This is a genomic window from Shewanella sp. UCD-KL12 (assembly GCF_001957125.1).
GTDB lineage: Bacteria > Pseudomonadota > Gammaproteobacteria > Enterobacterales > Shewanellaceae > Shewanella.
Genome location: NZ_MPHJ01000005.1, coordinates 62,291 through 82,678, shown reverse-complemented (window position 1 = coordinate 82,678; position 20,388 = coordinate 62,291). Strand labels below are relative to the sequence as shown.

The following is a 20,388-nucleotide window of genomic DNA, read 5'->3' as shown; positions in this document are numbered from 1 at the left end:
GAGTCTATTTTAGAAACTGAATTAGGAATCTAAGTAACAACCTAATAGAAAAGTGTCTGACATTGAGGTCATCGCCCTAATTCATTAAGAGCAAACACTAACAACTAAGAGCAACCACTAACAGAAATCCTCAGTACTTCGCTATGAAGGCTGAGGCTTTTTTATACAAAATATTATGTAAGCTGCGCTACCTGAGTCGCATGACTAATAATATGAGTTATTTGTATATAAATTTTTCTTTCTAGTTGGATGTTTATAAGTCTTTATTTTTATCTGCCTTTTATAGTTTGGTATAGTTGGATTTATTATTATGTTTTATATGGTCCATACTAATGTACTAGCCGTTTAGTTTATGTTTTATTTAATCTCAGGTGTTTATTGGTCTACATGAAATTATTTATTGTGGATAATTGTTTTGGGCTTTTTATTGTTTGACAAAATTTTATTTTGCAGTTTATAATCTCGCTGTAACATATATAATGTTCGACTCATAAAATAAAAGGCGACTCACGGATGAGAGCACTAATATTGGTTGCGATAGCAACTATAGCATTTTCGACACTATCTTCTGCTGTAGAATTAGATGTAAGAGCTAAAGACTGGAAGGATTTAGATCTTCCCAATCGTTTCCCACAAACCTTTATTATATCGAAAGACCTTTCTCCTGTTTATTTTGAAACCGGTGAAAACTCCAGTGAACTAGTGGAGTTTTTGCTGTCGATAAATAAAAATAGCTTGGATGTAGATATTGACGATGATGACATACCAAAAATAAAAGCTTTAATAAAGATGGTTTTATCTGCAGCAGAGAGTGATGATCCCACTGCCAATTATTACATAATAAATGTTTCTGTTAGCAAGATGTTTGATTGTGAGCCATGTAATGAACAGAAAGAATATATGGATGTGCTAAATTTAAATGAGTTTCATATTGTTAATATAAATCTAATATGAATATGGTGTAATTTTAATATAAAGTTGAAAGTTTAGTTATGATTTAGGTTATAACTTACCGTGCACAATGAAGTGCGATTAATGTAAATTAAAGGAGTTTTATATGAAAAATAAACTTATTGGGTTAACAGCAATGCTAACAGCAAGTGCTATGTTTTCAAACTTTGCACTAGCAGCAGATGACGTAGTTAATCCAGATGGTTCAATTGGAGGGTGTTTATGGGGCTTCTGCTTCTATATCACATGGTAGAGTAATATTGATGGCAGTGTGTATTTGATAAAGTTCACACTGCCAAGCGATTCTAATACTAAATCTTTATATTCATAGAATACTATTATAAATTGATATGTTTGTACTTCCTTATTGACTATTCTTCGCTTTTTAAAAATGAGCTCAGCGTCACAATAAATGGCTTCAATACGAAAAGCGCTAACCACTGAGCGAACTTACCTTGAGCCCTTAGGTCATATTGCTGAATATCACTATATTTAGGCCTGCAAATGTTGAAAACTACTCTGGTTATCTTGTCTATTTTTAGCTTTATCCCATTAGCTGCTCATGCGTCGACTTCACTCGGTACTACCGAGCATGAAGCGAACATCCAATATGATGCTAAAGCGATCTGTCATAGTGTGATTAAAGCCTTAAGAGAGGATTGGGATGAGAGCACAAGCGTTGGGCCTAAGTTAGATGAGCAGGGTACAACTAAGATTGTTTTTATGACAGATGAAGGTGAACGCGCTTGTCGAGTGTGGACGACGAGTAAAGGTGGGCAAAAAGGCTTCCTGTCTCCCGCTCCAGTCAAAGCTGATGAATGTCCGCTAGGTATCTTCTTTACGGTAAAACCAGTTAGTGAAGAGGAGCATGAAGTTGATATTACCTTCGGTGGATAGTGGATCTTAAAGAGTCACTGGTTTTCATGGGAGGCTTAATTTCAACTTATGCAACCTATAACCCTGTAACAATTATCTCCATGTTTTCAGTCTCATATTTTAATTATCGCCTTGGCGGTCGCTATAAATCACCATAAACTGATGTTTTTGGTATTTTTCTATGCGTGCCTTATTTGCCATCGTAGCTCTCGTTTCAACTGTTCCTCTGCTGGGGTGTAGCACCTCAGACTCCAAGCCATCGATGAACGACCTCTTTTGTGACTATGCTGTGGCGGGGCTTGTCGATACGGTTTCCCAATCATGTATCGCTCAAGCCGAACAAGGAAATAGTCATGCAGCAATGAACCTTGCTTACCTCTATGTTAAAGCGGAGTTGATTGCTACCAACCCCAAACGTGCAACGGAGCTGTACCATATGGCAGCGAGTATGGGAGAGCCGACGGCTGAATATGCTCTGGCTGAGCTCTATCGTACAGGCTTTACTGGGGCGAGACAGCCCAAGCTTGCGCGAGAATGGTATATGAAGGCTGCTCAGCAGCAACATGAATATCAAAAGGATGCTCAGTTTATGCTGGGTTTGATGTATTTTGAAGGTAATGGCGGGGGCAAAGATCTATCGGCAGCCGAGCATTGGCTTAAACTCAGTGTTGATAATGGCCATGGCGAAGCGGCTTATCTGCTTGGACAGATTAACTTCGATGAGTACTACAACATACAGCGAGCACACTCTTGGTTTCAAAAAAGTGCAGAGCTGGGCCATGTGCCTGCTAATCATAAACTGGGTTTGATGTATTCAGATGGTTCGATGGGGCATACCGATCAACAGCAAGCTAGGCTGTGGTTCCTGAAGGCTGCAGAAATGGGCAGTGCCGATAGCCAAGTGAATCTTGCAACACTTGAGTTTAATGGTATCAACGGCGAGTCAGATCTAATGCAATGTTATGTCTGGCTCAGTGCGGCAGACTCCCAAGGTCACGAAATTGCTCGGGAGCGTATGGCGTTATTGATACCTATGCTGAGTGAGAGTGAATTACAACAAGCTCAAGGGCTGAGTCAGCGCTGTATTCAAAGTCAGTTTAAAGACTGTGGAGAAAGTAAGCTGCGTTTATGATAGCTAAATAGTACTTGAGCGATTGAGGGCCAATGGACTATCCGTTTTATACATTACCCATTAGCTAATAAAAATCCATTGCCATGACTAAACCTGAATATAAGTCGTTAGGTTTAGTGAGTAAATTGATGGCTAGACACCTGTCTCTCTTGTGTTGTAAAATCCAGCGGAATTTCAAAGAGAGAGTCAAATGAAAAAGATATTATTAGGTTTAGTTTTGCTTGCCGTTACTGGGTGTTCAAGTAATGGGTTAACTGAGCTAAAGCCGATGGATCCTAATTTCGATAAAGAGATCGTCATGACAAACGACTCGAAGCAGACGGCGCAAGTTAGAAGTATTGTGACGAACTGGATGGTCGATAATGGTTATAAGGTCTCTAAGACCACAGCAAGCCCAACAGCTCAATTAGCAGATGATCAGGTTATGTTTGAGTTTAATGCTAACTGGTGGTGGGATATTGCCACTTACATGCGCTATGTAAACTTAGATGTGACAGACAACAAAGGAAACAAACTTGCCGCACTTGATTTTGACTCTGTTCAGTACGGTGGCATGGACAAATTTGGCAATGCTGAGGAGAGGCTGACGCTTATTATGGAAGTGTTCTTCCAAAAGATTTCAGTACAAGATGCGGAGCGTCAGTTAGAGCATGGTAAAGACAAGAGTGCTAGCTCGGAAGTCACTTGTGCCTACGACTGTTAGTCACTGATTAGTAAATATTATCGTTACTATGATGTGTGCTGTATCAGCGGACCCGCGTCCACTCTACCCAAGAGGTGAGCTGTTCGGCTCACCTTAATTTATGCAAATGCTTACGGCAAGCAGTGTAACTAACCTGAGTTATACCGCTCAAGCCAGGCTTATTTCATTGGTTCATTTCATTGATTTAGTGGCAAGGTTGAGGCCTATTAGTCATCACTGTATGATTAATCTACGATAATTTTGTTTAAAATAATACGAAGAACTTTCAAAGGCCTCTGTGAATGCGATATTTGTTTGCCCTTTTTTTAGCGTTAGTTTTGTATTCAACTACGGCTGTTAGCACCACGATTGGCAGCTATTACATTCCAAAATTAGTGGTAGATAAGCAGCAAGGTCTGTTTATTAAAATGCATAACCAAGTGTTGCAGCGTATATCACTGGATGCCAACCTCATTATTCAGCCTACTAAGCGCACCCAGCGAGACTTTAAGCAATATAAGCTAGAGGCCTATTTTCCTGAATTATTAGAAAACTTACCTAAGGCTAGTGTCATCATCTCGGAGCCTTTTTATCTTAAAAAAATAGTGCTGTTTACTAAGCTAGGTTCAGATATTAAGACCATCAATGATTTAGAAGGTAAACTTGTGGGGGCCGTCACTGGCTACAGTTATGGTGAAAATATTACCCAAAACCCAGCTATCCATTTGGACTACACCAAAAATGATGATGTTAATATTGAAAGGCTAATGCGAGGTTATATTGATGCGATTATTGGTGATAGCAAATCAACTGTCGCCGCCATAGAAGGTAGCAAGTTTGCACAGATGATACATTATGATTTAACTGCACCGCTTGATGTATTAGAGGTGTTTTATGTATGCCAAGACTCGCTCTCAGGTAAAACACTTTGCACTGCCATCAATGATGCCCTAACGCAGATGAAAACCGAGGGGATCATTGAGTTAGACCTAGCTTCTGGTTATGCAAATATCGCCTTGTAAGCGGTGAATATTGAGCGCGAGTAGATAGCAAAAAGGCCCAATAAAGGGCCTTTTTAGTTTTTACTTAAGGGTTATTTGATAATAACCGCTTATACGTTTGGTTGAGCAATACTTGCTTCTGCGCCAACTTCTTCATTAGCCAGCTTGTTTACTAGCAATGAGATTGCGCCGTCACCGGTAATGTTACAGGCGGTGCCGAAACTGTCTTGTGCCATGTATAGGGCTATCATTAGCGCAAGCTCTGCCTCACCGAAACCTAACATAGTAGCCATAAGACCAAGGGCTGCCATTACCGCGCCACCAGGTGCACCTGGTGCTGCAATCATAGTTACACCTAGCATCATGATAAACGGTAGCATCTCAAGTAGTGATGGCAGCGCTAAGTTTTGGCTGAGCACCATCACTGCCGTCGCGCAAGTCACTAAGGTGATGGTTGAGCCTGAAAGGTGGATCGTGGCACAAAGTGGTACGGTAAAGTTGGCGATCGAGCTCTTAACGCCATTCTCTTTAGTCTGACGTAGCGTTACCGGAATCGTCGCTGCCGATGACATGGTACCAATTGCTGTGAAGTAGGCAGGTAGCATGTTTTTAATTAGCTTAATGGGTGATAAGCCAACAGCTAGGCCCGCTACAATATATTGAATCGTGATCCATACCCAGTGCATAAGCACGACAAGTGCTAACACCACACCAAAGGTTTTCAGTGTCGAGAATACTGTTCCTTCAGCGGCCATTTCGGCAAAAATACCAGCGATAAAGAAGGGCAATACCGGGATAACGACACGAGAGAGTAGTAAATCGATAATCGCGCGACCATCATCGGCTATCGATTTCAAGTTTTTACTGCCAGTTACGCTGATGCCTAAACCGAATAGGAAGGCTGCGGCTAATGCGGTCATAACACCAAACAGAGGAGGAACCTCTAAGGTGATGAAGCTTGTTAACTGGTTGGCTGAATCAGCCGGTACTGCTGGCGCCGATGGTAAGCCTGACAGTGCAAAACTTGCTACAAGGAATGCAAGACTACCAGCCACGACGGTTGAGCCATAAGCTAGGCCAACAGTTTTACCTAACAAGGAACCCGAATTTTTGGGTAGGCTTGCGATACCACTGGTGATGTAAAACAGAATAATGAGGGGGATGGTGAACCCGATCAGCTGGCCGACAACGGCTTTGATCGTAAGTAGACAGCGAACTATGATATCTGGCGCAAAAAAGCCCATTAGAATACCAATGAATATGCCCGCTACGAGCTTTAAAACTAACTTCATCAATCTTTCTCCAACTTGAATGAGTAAAAGACTGTCCATATCAAGTGATCATTAAACGTAGTAATGATCTACTGTCCGATTTTTATCGGAACAATATACTGAAAATGCACCTTTATGTATTCATTAAGCCGCATAGAAGGCTCTAGTTAATCCAAGTTGTAGCAATTGAGTGACATTAAGTTCACCTACTAGAGGGAAGGTGTGTAGAGCTGTAACAATTTTGTTTCATCTGGGGTTGAGGTTCGAGAGTTGAGATTCGAGAGTTGAGATCAGTGTAAGGTTTACACTCAATAGCAGTCATCACTATTTTGGGCTTAGGATGCGTAATTTTAGCGTTTAATAATCGATAATTATTATATCAATGCTATATAGTCGTTTAATTAACTTTTTTAGCTGATATTTGTTATTTACTTACTAACTATTTAAGAGAGTGTTATTTTGTTCTCGTTTTAAAGCCCTCAATAAAATATTGAGAGCTTATTTGTTAAACTTACTGGGCTACATTAATAAATGGATCCCAAGTAAAGTAACCTATTACTTGACCATTACTATTATCGATAAGCTTAAATGAGAGAGTGTATTGAATCGTTTGGCCTGGTTCAATAATACTTCCTTGAGCGACATAATCATAACTATCATATTCTACTATGACACCATTTTTGGGTTCAGCCCCTGCTGGAAGGTATAGTTTAGTATGCATATTGAAATATGTAAGAGGGGTAATACAGGTACTCGGATTAAAGTGACCATCATACAGAAATGCCGTGTTGCGTGCGTTATCATCCAGTGTTGTCATCGACCACCTTATGGCATCACCTGCTACGGCATTGATACGAAGCTCGGATTTTCCTTGATCATTTGCGACCACATTATCTTGTGCGACCATTGAAATAAAAACATCCGATGAACTATATGAACCCAGATTAGTTGGCTGATTAACATTACCGGCAGGTATAGAACCATCTCTAACTTGAGTAGAAAGTTGATCTGCGTTTACACTTACTTGTACATTAATTAAAGACATTATTATTCTCCATGAAATATTTGAATTGATCCATTCAATTCAATTTGTGATAAAGGTTACTCGTCTCTATCAGCACTGAAGTATAGCCAGGCATTATGGATGTATAATAATTATTGGTTATTAACAGTTGAATTTTAGATATATTATACTTTACGACTAAAACTATAATATTTTAGTTTACCTAGGTGAGTATGCTAATTAATTTTCTTATTGATTGGTTTTGAATGTCGGTAGCTAATTCCTTGTTAATTAATCGAATATAATTAAAATGATTAAAGGCTGAATTGTGGTTGCTCACTTCCTTGTGAGCGGGGGATGTTTATAGGTTAATGCTTATCGTATTTAGCTTCTCTTAACTTCGCCTCCTCATCCCATTGAGGAATGACTTTGTCGATGAATTGAGCTTTTTCTAAATTGAGTTTATCCATATCTAAGCCGATAGCAGCTTGAGCTCTTGCCTTGGTTGAGATATCTGGGATAGCAACTGGCTGTTTAACCCCTTTGCTGCTCAGCAGCCTAGCCAGTTTAATCCGTGCATTGGCTGCTTTGTCGATAGCGGTACCTAAGACTCTAAGTGCTTCATCAGGGTTATGCATGGCAATGCCATGTGAAGCTGTTGCGTGATCCCAGCGCCATTGTGCGTGACGTATATCCTGCTGGATGTCATGAACCTCTTCATCAGTCGCTCCTGCCGCCAGTGCTGCTGCAGTTTCGTAGTGAGCATGTACTAACTGGGTTTCAGCATTAACCTTAAGCTCGTCAATCTTAGCTTTACGCTGAGCGACAATATCTTGCAACTGCTCTTTAGATTGCTCATGGCAGCTAGCGCAGGCCTGTTCGAAACGATCGAATGGGTTACCGACTCTATGGTCGGTGTACTTACGACCTTGCTCATTGACGACTTTCGGCATGTGACAGTCGATACAGGTGACATCGTTTTGGCCATGTATTCCCTGACTCCAAGTTTCATAGTCTGGGTGCTGGGCTTTAAGCATAGGTGTTTTCGACAGTTGATGAGTCCAATCGGTGAAGTCTATGGAGTCAAAGTAAGCTTCAACTTCATCTGCTTTCACCCCATTATCCCAAGGGAATTTGGCTTTTTTATTTTTACCCTCGAAGTAGTATTCGACATGACACTGTCCACAGACCATAGCCTGTTTATCCTTGCGGCCTGCGTCATCCCACTCTAAGCCAATGCTACTCATCGCTCGCTCAGCGAAAGGTCTAGCCATACGCAATTTTGATGAACCAGGCTCATGGCAATCTTGGCAACCGATAGTGTTAACTATCTCTGAGCCGCCTTTGCTCCACTTGCCATCGAAGAATCCATCTTCCCCCTGCTCAGCGATCATCCTTGGTACGTCGGGGCCCTTACAGCTCCAACAAGCCATGGGCATCATATCGGGCTGTTGTTCATCTGGGGAGCCGGTTCTCAGCGTTTCTCTGAGATCAGTAACGGCATATTGATGGCCTCTTGCACGGGTGTAGTCTCTGGAGAAGGCATAGCCTGCCCATAAAACGACCAGGTTAGGGTTTTCGGCGACTTCATCAATCTTCTCACTGTAATCTGTGGTTTTCTTCCAGCTTTTATACTGTTTAGGAAACTTCTTACTGTATTGCTCGCTGCGTGGGTCAAGGCCTTGACCTTCATCTTGTGCAAAGGCAAAAGATGAAGATACTAGGGCTAATGATATAAGGAAACTTACTGGCTTAAGCCTTAAAGTCGTTGGTTTCATTTACTTTCCTTTCTATTGATTAACTTGAAAACTCGATTTGGAGGTGATGTGATCAAGTAACCCATGAGATAAGATAGCTAAATATTAAGACCAATCATTGATTAGAAATAGTTGAGTTAATTTAACGGTGTAGTCAGTATTTTTTAATTAAGAGTGCACTTAATTTTAAGGCAGGTATTAAAGGGGAGGGAATGTGGGTTGGGCGAGTTTATGAGTGGTAATTTGAGCTGCTTTGAGGCTGGTTAAGCCCCAAGAGCAGTGCATTTAAGTCAGCGCTATCTAATCGTCGGTGACCTATTTTTGTAACTGAGCCTTCGCGGCTTCAACTTTTGAGAAGTCTAGCCCTAACTCAACGACCGCCTCTTTTAGCAGGGCTGGGTTTTGCATTACCTGACCCATCAATTGCTGTAGCTGCTCAGGAGGTAGACCTAGTTGACCAATAGTCGCCATAGCAGCGATTGGGTTTTCGGTTAGCGTTTGAAATAGCTCGCTAATTTGTTCATCATTGATATTGTTTTCTTTTAAGATGGCAAGAATAGGATTCATTGCATTACCTGTTTAGTTTTAAAATATGTTCCAATTCTACCACTCATCGTCGCTTTTTTTCGGTAATTTGTGAGTATAAAGCTAATTAGCGCAAGCTATCTTATTCGCTAAACACGCTTTTTATTAGGCTACGATCCCTTTTAAGCTGCCCTTTTTACTGTTGTTCTAGCATCATTCTTGTCTGAATTGCATGCTCCTGATAGGAGATAGATTTGCTTATATCTCAATTGAATTTTTCAAATCCTTCACTGGTAGCTCAAACCTGTTTATTATCTAAAGCGCTAATAAAACGCCTGCTTTTTTAGACTGTTTGAATATTTTTGACTGTGAACTTGCACACAGTTTAGTGCGTGAAATTATCAAATAATCAGTCGTTATTGGCCTAGGCCATAAACTGATTAATGAGTAGAGGCTTTGTCGATACTCGTTACTCTCTCTGTACCTTTATCTAGATAAGTTCTATTTATGCCTAGACCTAAGAAGTCTCGCAACCTCTCGTGCTGCGCACCGTGTAGCATGTTTAAGCCTAATGGCATTCCATCTGTCGAGCTGAAGAAAACGCAGTTAGAAGCCGATGAATTTGAAGCATTGAATTTAGGGGATGTGCAAAAGATGCCTCAACTAGAAGCCGCTAAGGCTATGGGGATCTCAAGGCAGACATTTGGTTATCTACTCGCAAGTGCACGTAAGAAAGTGGCCACAGCCATTGTTCGAGGAGATGCCTTGCTATTACCCAAAAGCGACTCATAGTACGAGCCGTAGATAAGGAAACGATATGATTATCGCACTGCCAATGAGCCGAGGACGGCTAGCAAGTCACTTTACTAAAGCGCAAAGGATAGGCTTTTTCAATCAGTATCATCAGTTGCTCACCAGTTTTGATAACCCGGCCCTTGCTGGAGGCTGTAGTGCAAAAAAGGCGATGTTAGATCTCATTAAAGCACAGAAGACAGATATCGTTATTGTGCAGCACATAGGTGAACGTATGTTGGGTAAGTTACTGGCTGCGGGAGTATGTGTTAGTAAGGGAGATAGCCAGGACTCTATTGAAACGCTATTAACGGCTAGTCTCGATCTTAATCATCGTCTACTGGATGCATCAGAAGGCCGAGCCTCACTCAATCATGAGAAAAAGGGGGGATGTTGCAGTGGTGCAACGGGGGGCTGTGGTTGCGGTAGCAAAAAAAGTATTAGCCCTAACATGCATAAGTTAGCACTGGTTGCTCCGCCTCAAACTAAACTCGAAACCTCAGACATAGGTAAGCTACATTATTCAGGTTTTAGCATCGACAATTAGCTAAATAGGTACGACTTTGCAGATGCTAGTTGAGTGGCGAGTGAATCTTGGATTGCAAGCAGGGAGGCCCTGCTTGCAATCGATACTATAGGTATGCAGACATTGTGATTTCTTCCCCTTGATGAGCGAATCATAGACTGACACGGTAAGGGCTTAGAAATTGAACTGAACAGGGAGTATGTCTGCTGCTCCGATACGCAGTAGCATAAGCTCTGTTTTTAACTTATCTTCTTCTCGTTTCAGGCTCTTTTTATCTTCTTTGCTATTAGCAACCTCTTGGCCAGCATTAATCTTTTTGTTGAGGCTTGTTATTTCACGGTTAATATTGTCCAGCCTAGATTCAATGCTTGATATCCGCTGTTTTATCTCATATTTACGGTGGCCTTCATTATACCTTTTTAGGAATTCGTTATTGGAACAAACACCATTGTAGTAGGCCCCCTGTAACCCCAGCTTGTAGCCATTTTCTGATTGACAGTAATTTTTAAGCCCGGCTTGATAGCCTGAAGTCCACTGCTTGCTATCCACTGATAAACCAAACTCATTACAGTCTTTGATGTAATCATTGACGGTATAAGAGACTACACCGTTATTACCGTCAGTCATCCCTATGGAATACCAATCAGCAAGTTGGCATTGTTCCATATCCATGCTTGAACATTGAGTGAGGCTTAAGGCTGTTATTGCTGCAAGTATTTTAAGTTTCATGATATCTCCCCATCGAGTATGGGGCGGTAATCTACCAGAGATATCAGTGCGAAACCTGTCGTTTTTTATGTTTATTTCACATCTGTATCGTTTTTGTGCTTTTTGCAATTAACTTTGTTTATTTTTATGGGGTTACGTTTGTTTTTGGTTTGCTTTTTGGGTTGTGTTGGTTGCGGTTTTATTGTGTTTTTGTTTGGTGTGACGCTGTGCTGATCGTCGCTATATCGATTGGTATTATTGAACTATCTGATACTTGCTCAAAATGGCGTCGTAAACACCCGATTGTTTGATGTTATCTAGGCCTTGGGCAAACTTCTCTGCATAAGCTGCTTCGTTGTCGAGGCGGCTAAAACCGACATAGAGTGGCGTTGTGATATTTTCGCTGCCGGCAAAGCTAATATATTTGTCGTAACCAAGCTCTTTGGCGGTATGTTCAATGACATATCGATTACCGATAAACAGATCGACTCTTCCTCGTTGAAGTAAGTTTAAGTTTATTTTGTGTGGCGTTTCACCTGAGGCTATGTAGTGATAGGCGTGTGCAGATAAGTATTTATTAAGCACTGGGCCATAATCATAGCCGCGAATGCTGGCAATGCTCTGCTGTTGCAGGCTATGAATACTTTGGTAGCGCCAAGTTGAATTTTTACGGACGTAAAAATCATTACTAAACTGCCCCACAGGTGCGTCATCATAGATCAATAAGTTGAACTGTTTGACATGCTCAGGAGTAACCGCGAGAACGGCATGAATTTTATTGTGTTTAGCCAGTTTTAGTGCCCGCTGAAAAGGGATGGTTTCAAACTTTACTCTAACGCCTACGCTTGCAAAGGCTTGCTCGGTAAGCTCGACGACATAGCCTGAGTTATTCTCACAGATGTAGGGGCACCAGATATCTGATGCGATAATAATCTCTTCTGCTTTTGATGAAAAACTGAATATGGCTAAGGCAAGTAAGCTTATGAGTTTACACTTCAAAATAGTCCTCTAAGCTGAGAAAAAAGCGTTCTCAGTAATCAAAAAAGTGATAAGTAGGTCGTGCCATTCTAACAGATAGGCTTAAAGCAGGTATAACTAGGGGGATTAGTTAATGTTACCGCAGCTAAGGGATTGCCATAATAGTAAAGACTGATATCTTTAGTGCATAGGTGAGCGTGCAGCATTTAGCTGTAACTGCTATTTAATGAATGTTTGTCATGGATGTACTTCATATGAAATCGTCGATTTTACCTAGTGTCACAGAGCTCATTGGCAATACAGATCTGCTTAGAGTAAACAGCATTTCTGATCTGACAGGTTGTGAAGTGTTACTCAAGTGTGAGCAGCAAAATCCTGGTGGCTCAATCAAAGATAGGGCGGCACTGCAACTCGTTCAAGATGCCATCGCCAGTGGCAAGCTTAAGCCTGGTATGACAATTGTCGAAGGCACTGCAGGTAATACTGGCATAGGTTTAGCCCTAGTGGCTAAGGCACTAGGCTTTAAGATGTTGGTGGTGATGCCCAAAGGGCAAGCACCAGAAAAAGCCCTTATGGTCACACTATATGGCGCCGAACTTAAGTTGGTTGATGCTTGTCCATTTGCCAATCCCGATCACTTTTATCATACCGCTAAGCGTATCGGTGAAAGTGATGATAAATACTGGTGGGCCGATCAGTTTGAGAATACCAGTAACGCCAAAGCCCATTATCAACATACTGGGCCGGAGATTTGGCAGCAGACTCAAGGTAAGATCGATGCGCTGGTCTCAGTTGCCGGCACTGGCGGGACGATTGCTGGTAATTCGCGTTATTTGTCAGAGCGTAATCCCAACTTAGAGACCTGGCTGGTGGATCCGGATGGATCGGGGATCTACTCATACCTAAAAACGGGCGAGTATGTGTCGACAGGAAGCTCGTTCACCGAAGGTATCGGTATTATGCGCTGCGTGGAGAACTTTCGTCAGGCTAAGGTGGATAGGGCAATCACCTTACCCGATAGAGATTTGATCGCTATCGCCAAGCAAGTGCAGGAGCTCGATGGCATTGTGCTCGGTAGCAGCTCAGCCCTTAATCTTGCTGGCGCGCTCTATGCTGCAGCTAAGCTGGGCAGGGGGAAAACCATAGTGACCTTTTGCTGTGATGTGCCAGAGCGCTCCTCCTCTAAGCTATTTAATCCACAGTTTTTAACCGATAAAGGCTACCTGGCCCCCTACGAATCCATTGAAGCTATGTATCGGCGTTACCAGGACGAGTCATTGAATAATGTCGTAGACGTTACGGAGTAGCGTCAAGCTTTGGCTCGGTGTAGCGTTTGAAAATCGCGTCACCTTGCTGCTCTCTCACCTCGCTGATTGATTGCCACAGTTGCTGAGTAAGCTGAGGATGCTCTTGATACCAAGCGTGGGAGACTGGCACAAACCAGTCCATCTGCATAAAGTCCTCATCTAAGGTTGAGATCTCTTGGCTTAGTCTTAGCTTTTGAATGGTATGTTGACCGATGAACCGCTCAACGACATAACCGTCTAGCCTTTCTCTGGCGATGAGGTTAAAGCCCTCTTCGACGCTTAAGTTGTTGGCAGGCAATACATCAAGTTTGTTGAGCTTGTCGTGGGCGACATAGCCTAAAGGCGCTGATACACCTAGTTTAAGATTAGTGAAGCGACCGTTATGCCACTGCAGTGTAGAGTGCTTTGCGGTGAATATTGGGTACCTTGCTCGCCATAGTCTCAGCTTAGGTTCTATCACACCATCTACCTTGGGAAATACCCATTGGGAATCTCTGTCTTGCGTCCAGATTGCAGCAAAAATGGCATCGGATTTCCCTTGAGATAACTGCTGAATACAGCGCTTCCAAGGTAACCGGCTGAATGTAATGGGTAGCTCGATAGCTTGCGCCGCATTAATGATGATATCAGCCAGTGTCCCGCGATTGCCAAGAGTGTTAGTAAAGTTCTGATCACCTTTAGTGACGAATGGAAAATTATTTCTATCTTCGTAGCATATTCTTAGCGTTGGGGTGGGCGTGGGAGATAACCTTGCTTGGGAAGTGTAAGGTTCGGCGATGGCTTTTTGCATCATCGCCATATAGAGAGTGAGTACTATCAGGTATAACAAGGGGCTTGGCACTAATTTTAGCGATAATTTTGGCGAGAGTGCCTTTGAGGCTTTTGCACTGTATCTATGATGGTATCGACCCGTCTTTCCCATTAGCTAACCGCTCCCAATCGCCACTATCACCTATTATATAATCATAGCAGCTCTATTTTTAGCGGTTAACTTAGAAATCTTCATGGTCAATATCGAGAAAAGATTGCAGGCTCACAGTTATAGAGCCTGCATTTAATACCAGCTGATAGCGTCTAAAATGCACCTGCAGCACCGGGAAAGACAACAGGGCTTGCGTTGCCATTAGCGCTAACACTGGCGACGCCGACAAGAAGCTAGTTATCGATAACCAGACTCTTTACCTTGAAGGATCTAATCTAGAAGAGTCTACTTTGCTGTAGTTATAGCATCTAAAATGCACCTGCTGCTCCCGGGAAGACAACAGGGCTAACGTTACCATTAGCACTAACACTGGCGACGCCGACAAGAAGCTAGTTATCGATAACCAGACTCTTTACCTTGAAGGATCTAATCTAGAAGAGTCTACTTTGCTGTAGTTATAGCATCTACAACGCACCTGCAGCACCGGGAAAGACAACAGGGCTTGCGTTGCCATTAGCACTAACACTGGCGACGCCGACAAGAAGCTAGTTATCGATAACCAGACTCTTTACCTTGAAGGATCTAATCTAGAAGAGTCTACTTTGCTGTAGTTATAGCATCTAAAACGCACCTGCAGCACCGGGAAAGACAACAGGGCTTGCGTTGCCATTAGCACTAACACTGGCGACGCCGACAAGAAGCTAGTTATCGATAACCAGACTCTTTACCTTGAAGGATCTAATCTAGAAGAGTCTACTTTGCTGTAGTTATAGCGTCTAAAACGCACCTGCTGCTCCCGGGAAGACAACAGGGCTAACGTTACCATTAGCACTAACACTGGCGACGCCGAATAGATAGTTATCGATAACCATATTCTTCAGTTTAAAGGACTCCACCTTGCCGACATAGCGACTATGGGTCCACTCAGGCTCTGTGGTTAAGCGCCAATAAACGCGGTAACCCACAATATCTTGCTGCTTGCTAGGCTGCCAATTAAGTGTGGTGCTGGCCGAGACCTTACCTTCAATCGTGACAGCTTTTGGCGGCGCAGGTGCCCAGGCCATAGAGGCTAGACTTATAGCATTGAGTGCGGTGAGCTTAGCATTAAAGTCAAAATCCACGCCTTCAATCACATCACCGTAGGCTATGCCACTTTCGACACGGATATCTTGATGTTGACGGTTGTAGTTCTCGTTGGTCTCCATGATACGTACCGCAGGAAAGCCAGCCTTGTTAAAGGGAAGGTGATGGCCGCCGCGGCCGAAACGATCTAAGCGGTAAACCATCATCACATCTAAGTTGGTCATGTATTGATCTGATAGGGACTTGATCTTGCGCGCTAAGTTACGTGAGGCTGAGTCATTCTCACCACCGCTGAAATAACGCTCTTTCGCTTCCTCTGCCGTTTCTGCTATGCGAACGCCTTCAGAAAATACACGGACGCTGTGGTTGTTGATGACGCCATTGACCCCCTCAATATTACCAATCATGTCGTTATTGAGTACCGCTTGTACCTGCCAGTTTTTATCTTTGGCGTATTGAGCAAGCGTTGCACCGCCATAGAGCCCTTGCTCCTCACCAGAGAGTGCGGCGTAGACGATAGAGCCTGAAAACTGGTACTTAGACAGTACGCGAGCAGCTTCAATAGCTCCTGCAACGCCTGAGGCATTATCATTCGCGCCGGGGGAGATTGAACTTGAATTCATCACATCGGTAACGCGAGAATCGATATCACCGCTCATCATGACAACACGATTTGGTGAGATAGAGCCACGTTGAATAGCAATGACATTCACCACCTCGGTTGGGTCTGGAATGCGCTTGCCAGTAACAGTATCTGCTAAGGTTATTACCTCTAAACAGCCACCGCAGTCGGCAGAGATACGTTCAAATTCGGCTTTAATCCAGCGTCTAGCAGCGCCTATCCCTTGGGTGTCAGACTCTGTTTCAGATAGGGTGTGGCGAGTGCCAAAGCTGACAAGTTTTTCTACATCACGACGAAGACGTTCAGCACTCGGGGCGCTGGCGATGTCATACAGACGCATATCTTCTTGAGAGGGAGCGGCGGTTATTGCTTTAGCCTGACTACTGCTGGTAAATAGTACGCCTGCAAGTGCGGCTGAAACCAGCAATACCGAAGCGATACGCTTAGTTGAAAATAAGGGTTTAGCCGAAGTGGGCTGATTCATGGAAACCTCATTGTTATTATTGTGTGGTTTTCTTTTATTGAGTTTTAGCAGGATTAACAGTATCAAAAAATCGCCATTTTGAAAAAAGGTTATCTAGGGGAATTGTTAGCCTATATTTCTAGCTAGCTAACCTGACTTACCCAGCTAATCATGTCGATATTAGGATCAATATTAGGTCAAGTTATGTTGAGTGCCGTTTCCCGCGAGGTTGATAAGTGATCGCTTGTTAGAGTGCTTACTCTCTTAAATTAGCGGCATGACATTGGAGTCATAACATGAAGAAGCAAACTCAATTTAGTGAACAGCTTGAAACCTTTCATCAGTTGCACGTAGGGACTTCACCTTTGGTGTTGGTCAATGTTTGGGACGCAGCCAGTGCAATGATAGTACAAGCATCAGGAGCCAAGGCATTGGCGACCAGTAGTGCATCACTGGCTTGGTCATTAGGTTATGCCGATGGCGGAGATCTTCCCGTTGATGCATTGTTGTTTGCTGTTGCGAATATCATGCGAGTGAGCAAGTTGCCTGTGACTGTGGATATAGAGGATGGCTATAGCGATAAACCCGAAGAGGTGGTGTCTTTAGTGGCTGAGCTTGTTCGTTTAGGCGTGGTTGGTATCAACATAGAGGATGGAGAACAATCATCTGAGTTGCTGGTGGATAAAATAACAGCGATACGGGCATCTTCATGTTGTAGACAGGTATTTATCAATGCCAGAACCGATGTATACCTTCGAGAGCTTGTATCTCATGATGGAGCGCTAGATATAACTAAGTCTCGTTTAAAACGTTATCAAGCAGCAGGCGCAGATTGTGGCTTTATTCCAGGTATAGATGCTGAAGATATCGCTTTGCGGTTGCGTAGCGATCTTATTATGCCACTGAATTTTATGCTAGCTGGCGACCACTTAGCGGTTTCAACACACGCTGAATTGTTGCTTAAACAAGGGGTTATCAGGTTTAGTGTCGGACCTGGGAGCTTCCTCGATACATACTCGACTTTGAAACACAGAACGAAATTGTCTGTGAAGCCTTTTAAAGACAACGAGCAGCGTGAATTACTCCATTATAATGAAATGAATACCTTGGTTATGTGCACTAGGTAAGTTGATAATTAAGGGCGGAAGGCATAAATCATGAAAGATGCAGCTGTGGATTCAAGCCCTTTTCCAACTTTCAGGGTATACTTTGGATCCTTATATTCTGACTATCAAAGCTACTTATCATGATTACTTTTACCACCAATTTTGGCGATATTGAGATAGAGCTCGATATGGAAACCGCACCAGTGAGCTCGAAGAACTTCTTGAAATATTGTGAGGATGGTTTCTACGAGGGCACTATTTTTCATCGTGTGATCAAAGGGTTTATGATCCAAGGTGGTGGCTTTACAGCTGATATGGATGAAAAGCCGACGCGAGCGGCAATAGTTAATGAGGCTAATCGCGGACTGAAAAATATCAAAGGCACCTTAGCCATGGCGCGCACCGATGCGCCGCATTCAGCGACAGGGCAGTTCTTCATTAACTTAGGGAATAATGACTTTCTCGATCACACTGGCACCACGAATGCGGGCTGGGGCTATGCGGTATTTGGCGCTGTGACCGCTGGTATGGATGTGGTTAGAAAGATAGAGAAGGCCAGAACGACCTCAAAAATGGGCCATGATGATGTGCCAAGAGAGGCTATCATAATTGAGAAGGTGACAATCACGTAAGGCTACTATTAAGTGGTGTTACACTTTTTGCATTAAGATCTTCTCCTCTATCTGCTCGGCAGGTAGAGGTTTGGAGAACAGAAATCCCTGGGCAAATTCATACTTACACTCTTGTAGGTAAGAGAGCTGCCCCTGCTCCTCCACGCCTTCAGCCACAAGTGTTAGCCCCATTTTTTCACAGATTGCCTTGGTGGCTTCAACAATTGCGTGTGAGCCATCTTCTGTAGATTGTACAAAGCTCTGATCTAGCTTAACTGTGCTAATCGGCAGGTTTTGAAGCTGACCAAGGGATGAGTAACCTGTACCGAAATCATCTAGGTATAGATGTACGCCAATGGCTGCCAATTCATATAAGCATTTAAGCCCCACTTTATAGTTTTGCATCAGGGCTGATTCAGTGATCTCCAGCGCGATGTGCTTAGGTGGAACCTGATACTTATCGCACAGTAATTTGACTTGCTTTGGCAGACTCTTATCTAACTGTTTTCGAGATAGATTGATGCTCATGGTCAATGAGGGGTCGTAGTGCCTATGCCACTTCCTTAACTGCTTAATAGATTCTGCTAGTACCCATTGCCCTATTGAGAGGATCTGTCCTGATTCCTCTGCAATGGGAATAAACTCAGCAGGAGAGACTTGGCCGAGTTCTGCATCATTCCATCGTAGTAGGGCTTCAAAGCCGACGACAACCAGCGTGTCTGTGGCGATGATAGGCTGGAAGTAAAGCTGTAAGCTGTTGTTATCAATAGCCTGTGATAAACGTTGCCTGATATGAGTTTTTAAAAATAACGCATTAGCAATGTCTTCAGAGAAGTGTTGATATTGATTTATTCCCCGCTCTTTGGCGTGGTGCATCGCCATATCTGCTTGAGCGATCAGCTCTTCAGGATCGACAGTATCTAAAGGAAAGCTTGAGTAACCTATGCTACAGCTTAAAGATAACTGATCGATACCGTCGATATAAAATGGCTGGGTCAAAATATGAGTGATAGAAGCGGCAAAATCATCGGGTGGAGAGTAGTTTTTTTCGCTGAGTAAAATAATGAACTCATCCCCGCCAAACCTCGCGAGCACGCAGTCTTTCGATAATGTATTGAGTAATCGGTTCGCGACTGAGATCAGTACTTGATCGCCAGTCGAGTGACCATAGGTATCATTAATGAGCTTAAAGCCATCAATATCAAGGAAGAATAAACTGAAAGCTTGTTGTGTATTACAGAGGTTTTGGATCTGCTTGATGCCCCCTCTGCGGTTGTATGTTTGGGTTAAATCGTCATGCTCAGCATTGTATTGTTCCTGAAAAAATCGCTTTTTTTGCGCCGTGGAGTCCGTGAGCTGAAGCAGCAGCTGGCTCGTATCTTCTTGCCAGATAGGCTCAATTCGAAACCATACTTTTTTGCTACCTGTATGGCACTCAAGCTCTAGCTTAACTTTTATATGCTTTTTTACTGAGCTGATTAAGGCCCTCTGTTTGTCACGGTTACCTAAAAACTGAGTCAGATTTTTGAGTTCATCGCCAAACTTTTCTGTAAAAGCTTGGTTAGCGCTAAGCAAGTCTCCTTGCTCAGAGAAAAGCAGTGAGAGATTGGTACAATCAACGGCGGCTAACTCGCGGCGCATGGTGCTTTCATGGCCTAACACTTGGACTAGCATAGCGATAGTTCCGTCCGGCAGGGGAAAGCCTGAGAAATGACACATGGCTTGCTTAGTCTTGAATTTAGGGCTGAATCTCCACCATGTTTTTATCACTTCACCGTTTAAAAACTTTGCATGGTAGTTTTCTAGTGTGGCTGCCACGGCTGCTGACATGTCGGCGCCCATATCTCTTTGCTGTAACTCTGAGGTGCAGCTAGACTCCCACATTGGCAGCGAGGCCTGATTTGCCCAGTGGATTCTTTTTCTCTTTATATCGTATATCCATACAGGAGTATGAAGATGATTAAAGACGTTAAGATCATACAAAGTCGTGTATCCCTCAATTACTTTATGCAAATAACAGCTGAAATGTTAATGCTATGGTTATCAGAGTAAACAGTATCAAATAAACTGTC

The 20,388-nt window shown here is 43.0% G+C and carries 20 protein-coding genes; 11 read left to right on the top strand and 9 right to left on the bottom strand.

The genetic code is table 11. The annotated features are described in order from the left end of the window. Window positions 1–513: 513 nt before the first annotated feature. The 6 genes from BM736_RS11140 to BM736_RS11120 all read left to right on the top strand — a co-directional run bounded on the left by BM736_RS11140 (window position 514) and on the right by BM736_RS11120 (window position 4,663). On the top strand, window positions 514–954 hold the full coding sequence (locus BM736_RS11140; protein WP_076411961.1) for a hypothetical protein: 441 nt from the start codon (window positions 514–516) through the stop codon (window positions 952–954). Window positions 955–1,057: 103 nt separating this feature from the next. Continuing rightward, on the top strand, window positions 1,058–1,204 hold the full coding sequence (locus tag BM736_RS25165; protein WP_179079045.1) for a hypothetical protein: 147 nt from the start codon (window positions 1,058–1,060) through the stop codon (window positions 1,202–1,204). A 251-nt stretch (window positions 1,205–1,455) separates the two neighbouring features. Beyond that, entirely contained in the window at window positions 1,456–1,848 is a 393-nt protein-coding gene (locus BM736_RS11135) for a hypothetical protein (RefSeq protein WP_076411958.1), read from the top strand. Between the two features lie 160 nt (window positions 1,849–2,008). Continuing rightward, on the top strand, window positions 2,009–2,959 hold the full coding sequence (locus tag BM736_RS11130; protein WP_083700095.1) for a tetratricopeptide repeat protein: 951 nt from the start codon (window positions 2,009–2,011) through the stop codon (window positions 2,957–2,959). 190 nt (window positions 2,960–3,149) lie between these two features. Further along, a complete protein-coding gene (locus BM736_RS11125; RefSeq protein ID WP_076411955.1) occupies window positions 3,150–3,662 on the top strand; it encodes an Sbal_3080 family lipoprotein in 513 nt (170 codons plus the stop codon). Between the two features lie 281 nt (window positions 3,663–3,943). Next, window positions 3,944–4,663, top strand: a complete 720-nt coding sequence (locus BM736_RS11120; RefSeq protein WP_076411952.1) for an ABC transporter substrate-binding protein — start codon at window positions 3,944–3,946, stop codon at window positions 4,661–4,663. An 89-nt stretch (window positions 4,664–4,752) separates the two neighbouring features. On the opposite strand, the gene BM736_RS11115 is transcribed toward BM736_RS11120, so the two are convergent. From BM736_RS11115 to BM736_RS11100, 4 genes are all read right to left on the bottom strand, one after another. Then, the gene (locus BM736_RS11115) at window positions 4,753–5,934 is read right to left on the bottom strand and encodes a dicarboxylate/amino acid:cation symporter (protein WP_076411950.1); all 1,182 of its coding nucleotides are present in this window, start codon (window positions 5,932–5,934) and stop codon (window positions 4,753–4,755) included. A gap of 490 nt (window positions 5,935–6,424) precedes the next feature. Next, a complete protein-coding gene (locus BM736_RS11110; RefSeq protein ID WP_076411947.1) occupies window positions 6,425–6,958 on the bottom strand; it encodes an AidA/PixA family protein in 534 nt (177 codons plus the stop codon). Between the two features lie 326 nt (window positions 6,959–7,284). Continuing rightward, the gene (gene nrfA / locus BM736_RS11105; protein WP_076411945.1) at window positions 7,285–8,694 is read right to left on the bottom strand and encodes an ammonia-forming cytochrome c nitrite reductase; all 1,410 of its coding nucleotides are present in this window, start codon (window positions 8,692–8,694) and stop codon (window positions 7,285–7,287) included. A gap of 294 nt (window positions 8,695–8,988) precedes the next feature. Next, window positions 8,989–9,240, bottom strand: a complete 252-nt coding sequence (locus tag BM736_RS11100; protein ID WP_076411942.1) for a DUF2999 family protein — start codon at window positions 9,238–9,240, stop codon at window positions 8,989–8,991. A 465-nt stretch (window positions 9,241–9,705) separates the two neighbouring features. Between BM736_RS11100 and BM736_RS11095 the strand changes: the two genes are divergently transcribed. After that, on the top strand, window positions 9,706–9,990 hold the full coding sequence (locus BM736_RS11095; RefSeq protein ID WP_076411939.1) for a DUF134 domain-containing protein: 285 nt from the start codon (window positions 9,706–9,708) through the stop codon (window positions 9,988–9,990). Window positions 9,991–10,015: 25 nt separating this feature from the next. Beyond that, window positions 10,016–10,537, top strand: coding sequence for a NifB/NifX family molybdenum-iron cluster-binding protein (locus BM736_RS11090; protein ID WP_076411936.1), 522 nt, complete (start codon window positions 10,016–10,018; stop codon window positions 10,535–10,537). A 153-nt stretch (window positions 10,538–10,690) separates the two neighbouring features. On the opposite strand, the gene BM736_RS11085 is transcribed toward BM736_RS11090, so the two are convergent. Continuing rightward, complete coding sequence (locus BM736_RS11085) at window positions 10,691–11,245, bottom strand: DUF2799 domain-containing protein (protein ID WP_076411934.1); 555 nt, start codon at window positions 11,243–11,245, stop codon at window positions 10,691–10,693. Between the two features lie 234 nt (window positions 11,246–11,479). Further along, a complete protein-coding gene (locus tag BM736_RS11080; RefSeq protein ID WP_076411932.1) occupies window positions 11,480–12,223 on the bottom strand; it encodes an ABC transporter substrate-binding protein in 744 nt (247 codons plus the stop codon). A gap of 233 nt (window positions 12,224–12,456) precedes the next feature. On the opposite strand from BM736_RS11080, the gene BM736_RS11075 reads away from it, so the two are divergent. Next, entirely contained in the window at window positions 12,457–13,509 is a 1,053-nt protein-coding gene (locus BM736_RS11075) for a cysteine synthase A (RefSeq protein WP_076412485.1), read from the top strand. On the opposite strand, the gene BM736_RS11070 is transcribed toward BM736_RS11075, so the two are convergent. Next, window positions 13,499–14,431, bottom strand: a complete 933-nt coding sequence (locus BM736_RS11070) for a transporter substrate-binding domain-containing protein (protein ID WP_076411928.1) — start codon at window positions 14,429–14,431, stop codon at window positions 13,499–13,501. The genes BM736_RS11075 and BM736_RS11070 overlap by 11 nt on opposite strands. Before the next feature lie 776 nt (window positions 14,432–15,207). Next, window positions 15,208–16,620: a M28 family peptidase gene (locus BM736_RS11065; protein WP_076411926.1), complete on the bottom strand. Its 1,413-nt coding sequence runs from the start codon at window positions 16,618–16,620 to the stop codon at window positions 15,208–15,210. Window positions 16,621–16,895: 275 nt separating this feature from the next. On the opposite strand from BM736_RS11065, the gene BM736_RS11060 reads away from it, so the two are divergent. Next, complete coding sequence (locus BM736_RS11060; protein WP_076411924.1) at window positions 16,896–17,726, top strand: isocitrate lyase/phosphoenolpyruvate mutase family protein; 831 nt, start codon at window positions 16,896–16,898, stop codon at window positions 17,724–17,726. Window positions 17,727–17,845: 119 nt separating this feature from the next. Further along, entirely contained in the window at window positions 17,846–18,337 is a 492-nt protein-coding gene (locus BM736_RS11055) for a peptidylprolyl isomerase (RefSeq protein ID WP_076411922.1), read from the top strand. Between the two features lie 18 nt (window positions 18,338–18,355). Here the strand turns inward: BM736_RS11055 and BM736_RS11050 are convergent, their stop codons facing one another. Further along, window positions 18,356–20,200, bottom strand: a complete 1,845-nt coding sequence (locus BM736_RS11050; RefSeq protein ID WP_083700089.1) for a bifunctional diguanylate cyclase/phosphodiesterase — start codon at window positions 20,198–20,200, stop codon at window positions 18,356–18,358. Window positions 20,201–20,388 lie beyond the last annotated feature (188 nt).

Bases quoted from the DNA above. Each gene is read 5' to 3' on its own strand.
- BM736_RS11140 (WP_076411961.1), top strand. From the start codon at position 514: ATGAGAGCACTAATATTGGTTGCGATAGCAACTATAGCATTTTCGACA.
- BM736_RS25165 (WP_179079045.1), top strand. From the start codon at position 1,058: ATGAAAAATAAACTTATTGGGTTAACAGCAATGCTAACAGCAAGTGCT.
- BM736_RS11135 (WP_076411958.1), top strand. From the start codon at position 1,456: ATGTTGAAAACTACTCTGGTTATCTTGTCTATTTTTAGCTTTATCCCA.
- BM736_RS11130 (WP_083700095.1), top strand. From the start codon at position 2,009: ATGCGTGCCTTATTTGCCATCGTAGCTCTCGTTTCAACTGTTCCTCTG.
- BM736_RS11125 (WP_076411955.1), top strand. From the start codon at position 3,150: ATGAAAAAGATATTATTAGGTTTAGTTTTGCTTGCCGTTACTGGGTGT.
- BM736_RS11120 (WP_076411952.1), top strand. From the start codon at position 3,944: ATGCGATATTTGTTTGCCCTTTTTTTAGCGTTAGTTTTGTATTCAACT.
- BM736_RS11115 (WP_076411950.1), bottom strand. From the start codon at position 5,934: ATGAAGTTAGTTTTAAAGCTCGTAGCGGGCATATTCATTGGTATTCTA.
- BM736_RS11110 (WP_076411947.1), bottom strand. From the start codon at position 6,958: ATGTCTTTAATTAATGTACAAGTAAGTGTAAACGCAGATCAACTTTCT.
- nrfA (WP_076411945.1), bottom strand. From the start codon at position 8,694: ATGAAACCAACGACTTTAAGGCTTAAGCCAGTAAGTTTCCTTATATCA.
- BM736_RS11100 (WP_076411942.1), bottom strand. From the start codon at position 9,240: ATGAATCCTATTCTTGCCATCTTAAAAGAAAACAATATCAATGATGAA.
- BM736_RS11095 (WP_076411939.1), top strand. From the start codon at position 9,706: ATGCCTAGACCTAAGAAGTCTCGCAACCTCTCGTGCTGCGCACCGTGT.
- BM736_RS11090 (WP_076411936.1), top strand. From the start codon at position 10,016: ATGATTATCGCACTGCCAATGAGCCGAGGACGGCTAGCAAGTCACTTT.
- BM736_RS11085 (WP_076411934.1), bottom strand. From the start codon at position 11,245: ATGAAACTTAAAATACTTGCAGCAATAACAGCCTTAAGCCTCACTCAA.
- BM736_RS11075 (WP_076412485.1), top strand. From the start codon at position 12,457: ATGAAATCGTCGATTTTACCTAGTGTCACAGAGCTCATTGGCAATACA.
- BM736_RS11070 (WP_076411928.1), bottom strand. From the start codon at position 14,431: ATGGGAAAGACGGGTCGATACCATCATAGATACAGTGCAAAAGCCTCA.
- BM736_RS11065 (WP_076411926.1), bottom strand. From the start codon at position 16,620: ATGAATCAGCCCACTTCGGCTAAACCCTTATTTTCAACTAAGCGTATC.
- BM736_RS11060 (WP_076411924.1), top strand. From the start codon at position 16,896: ATGAAGAAGCAAACTCAATTTAGTGAACAGCTTGAAACCTTTCATCAG.
- BM736_RS11055 (WP_076411922.1), top strand. From the start codon at position 17,846: ATGATTACTTTTACCACCAATTTTGGCGATATTGAGATAGAGCTCGAT.
- BM736_RS11050 (WP_083700089.1), bottom strand. From the start codon at position 20,200: ATGTGGGAGTCTAGCTGCACCTCAGAGTTACAGCAAAGAGATATGGGC.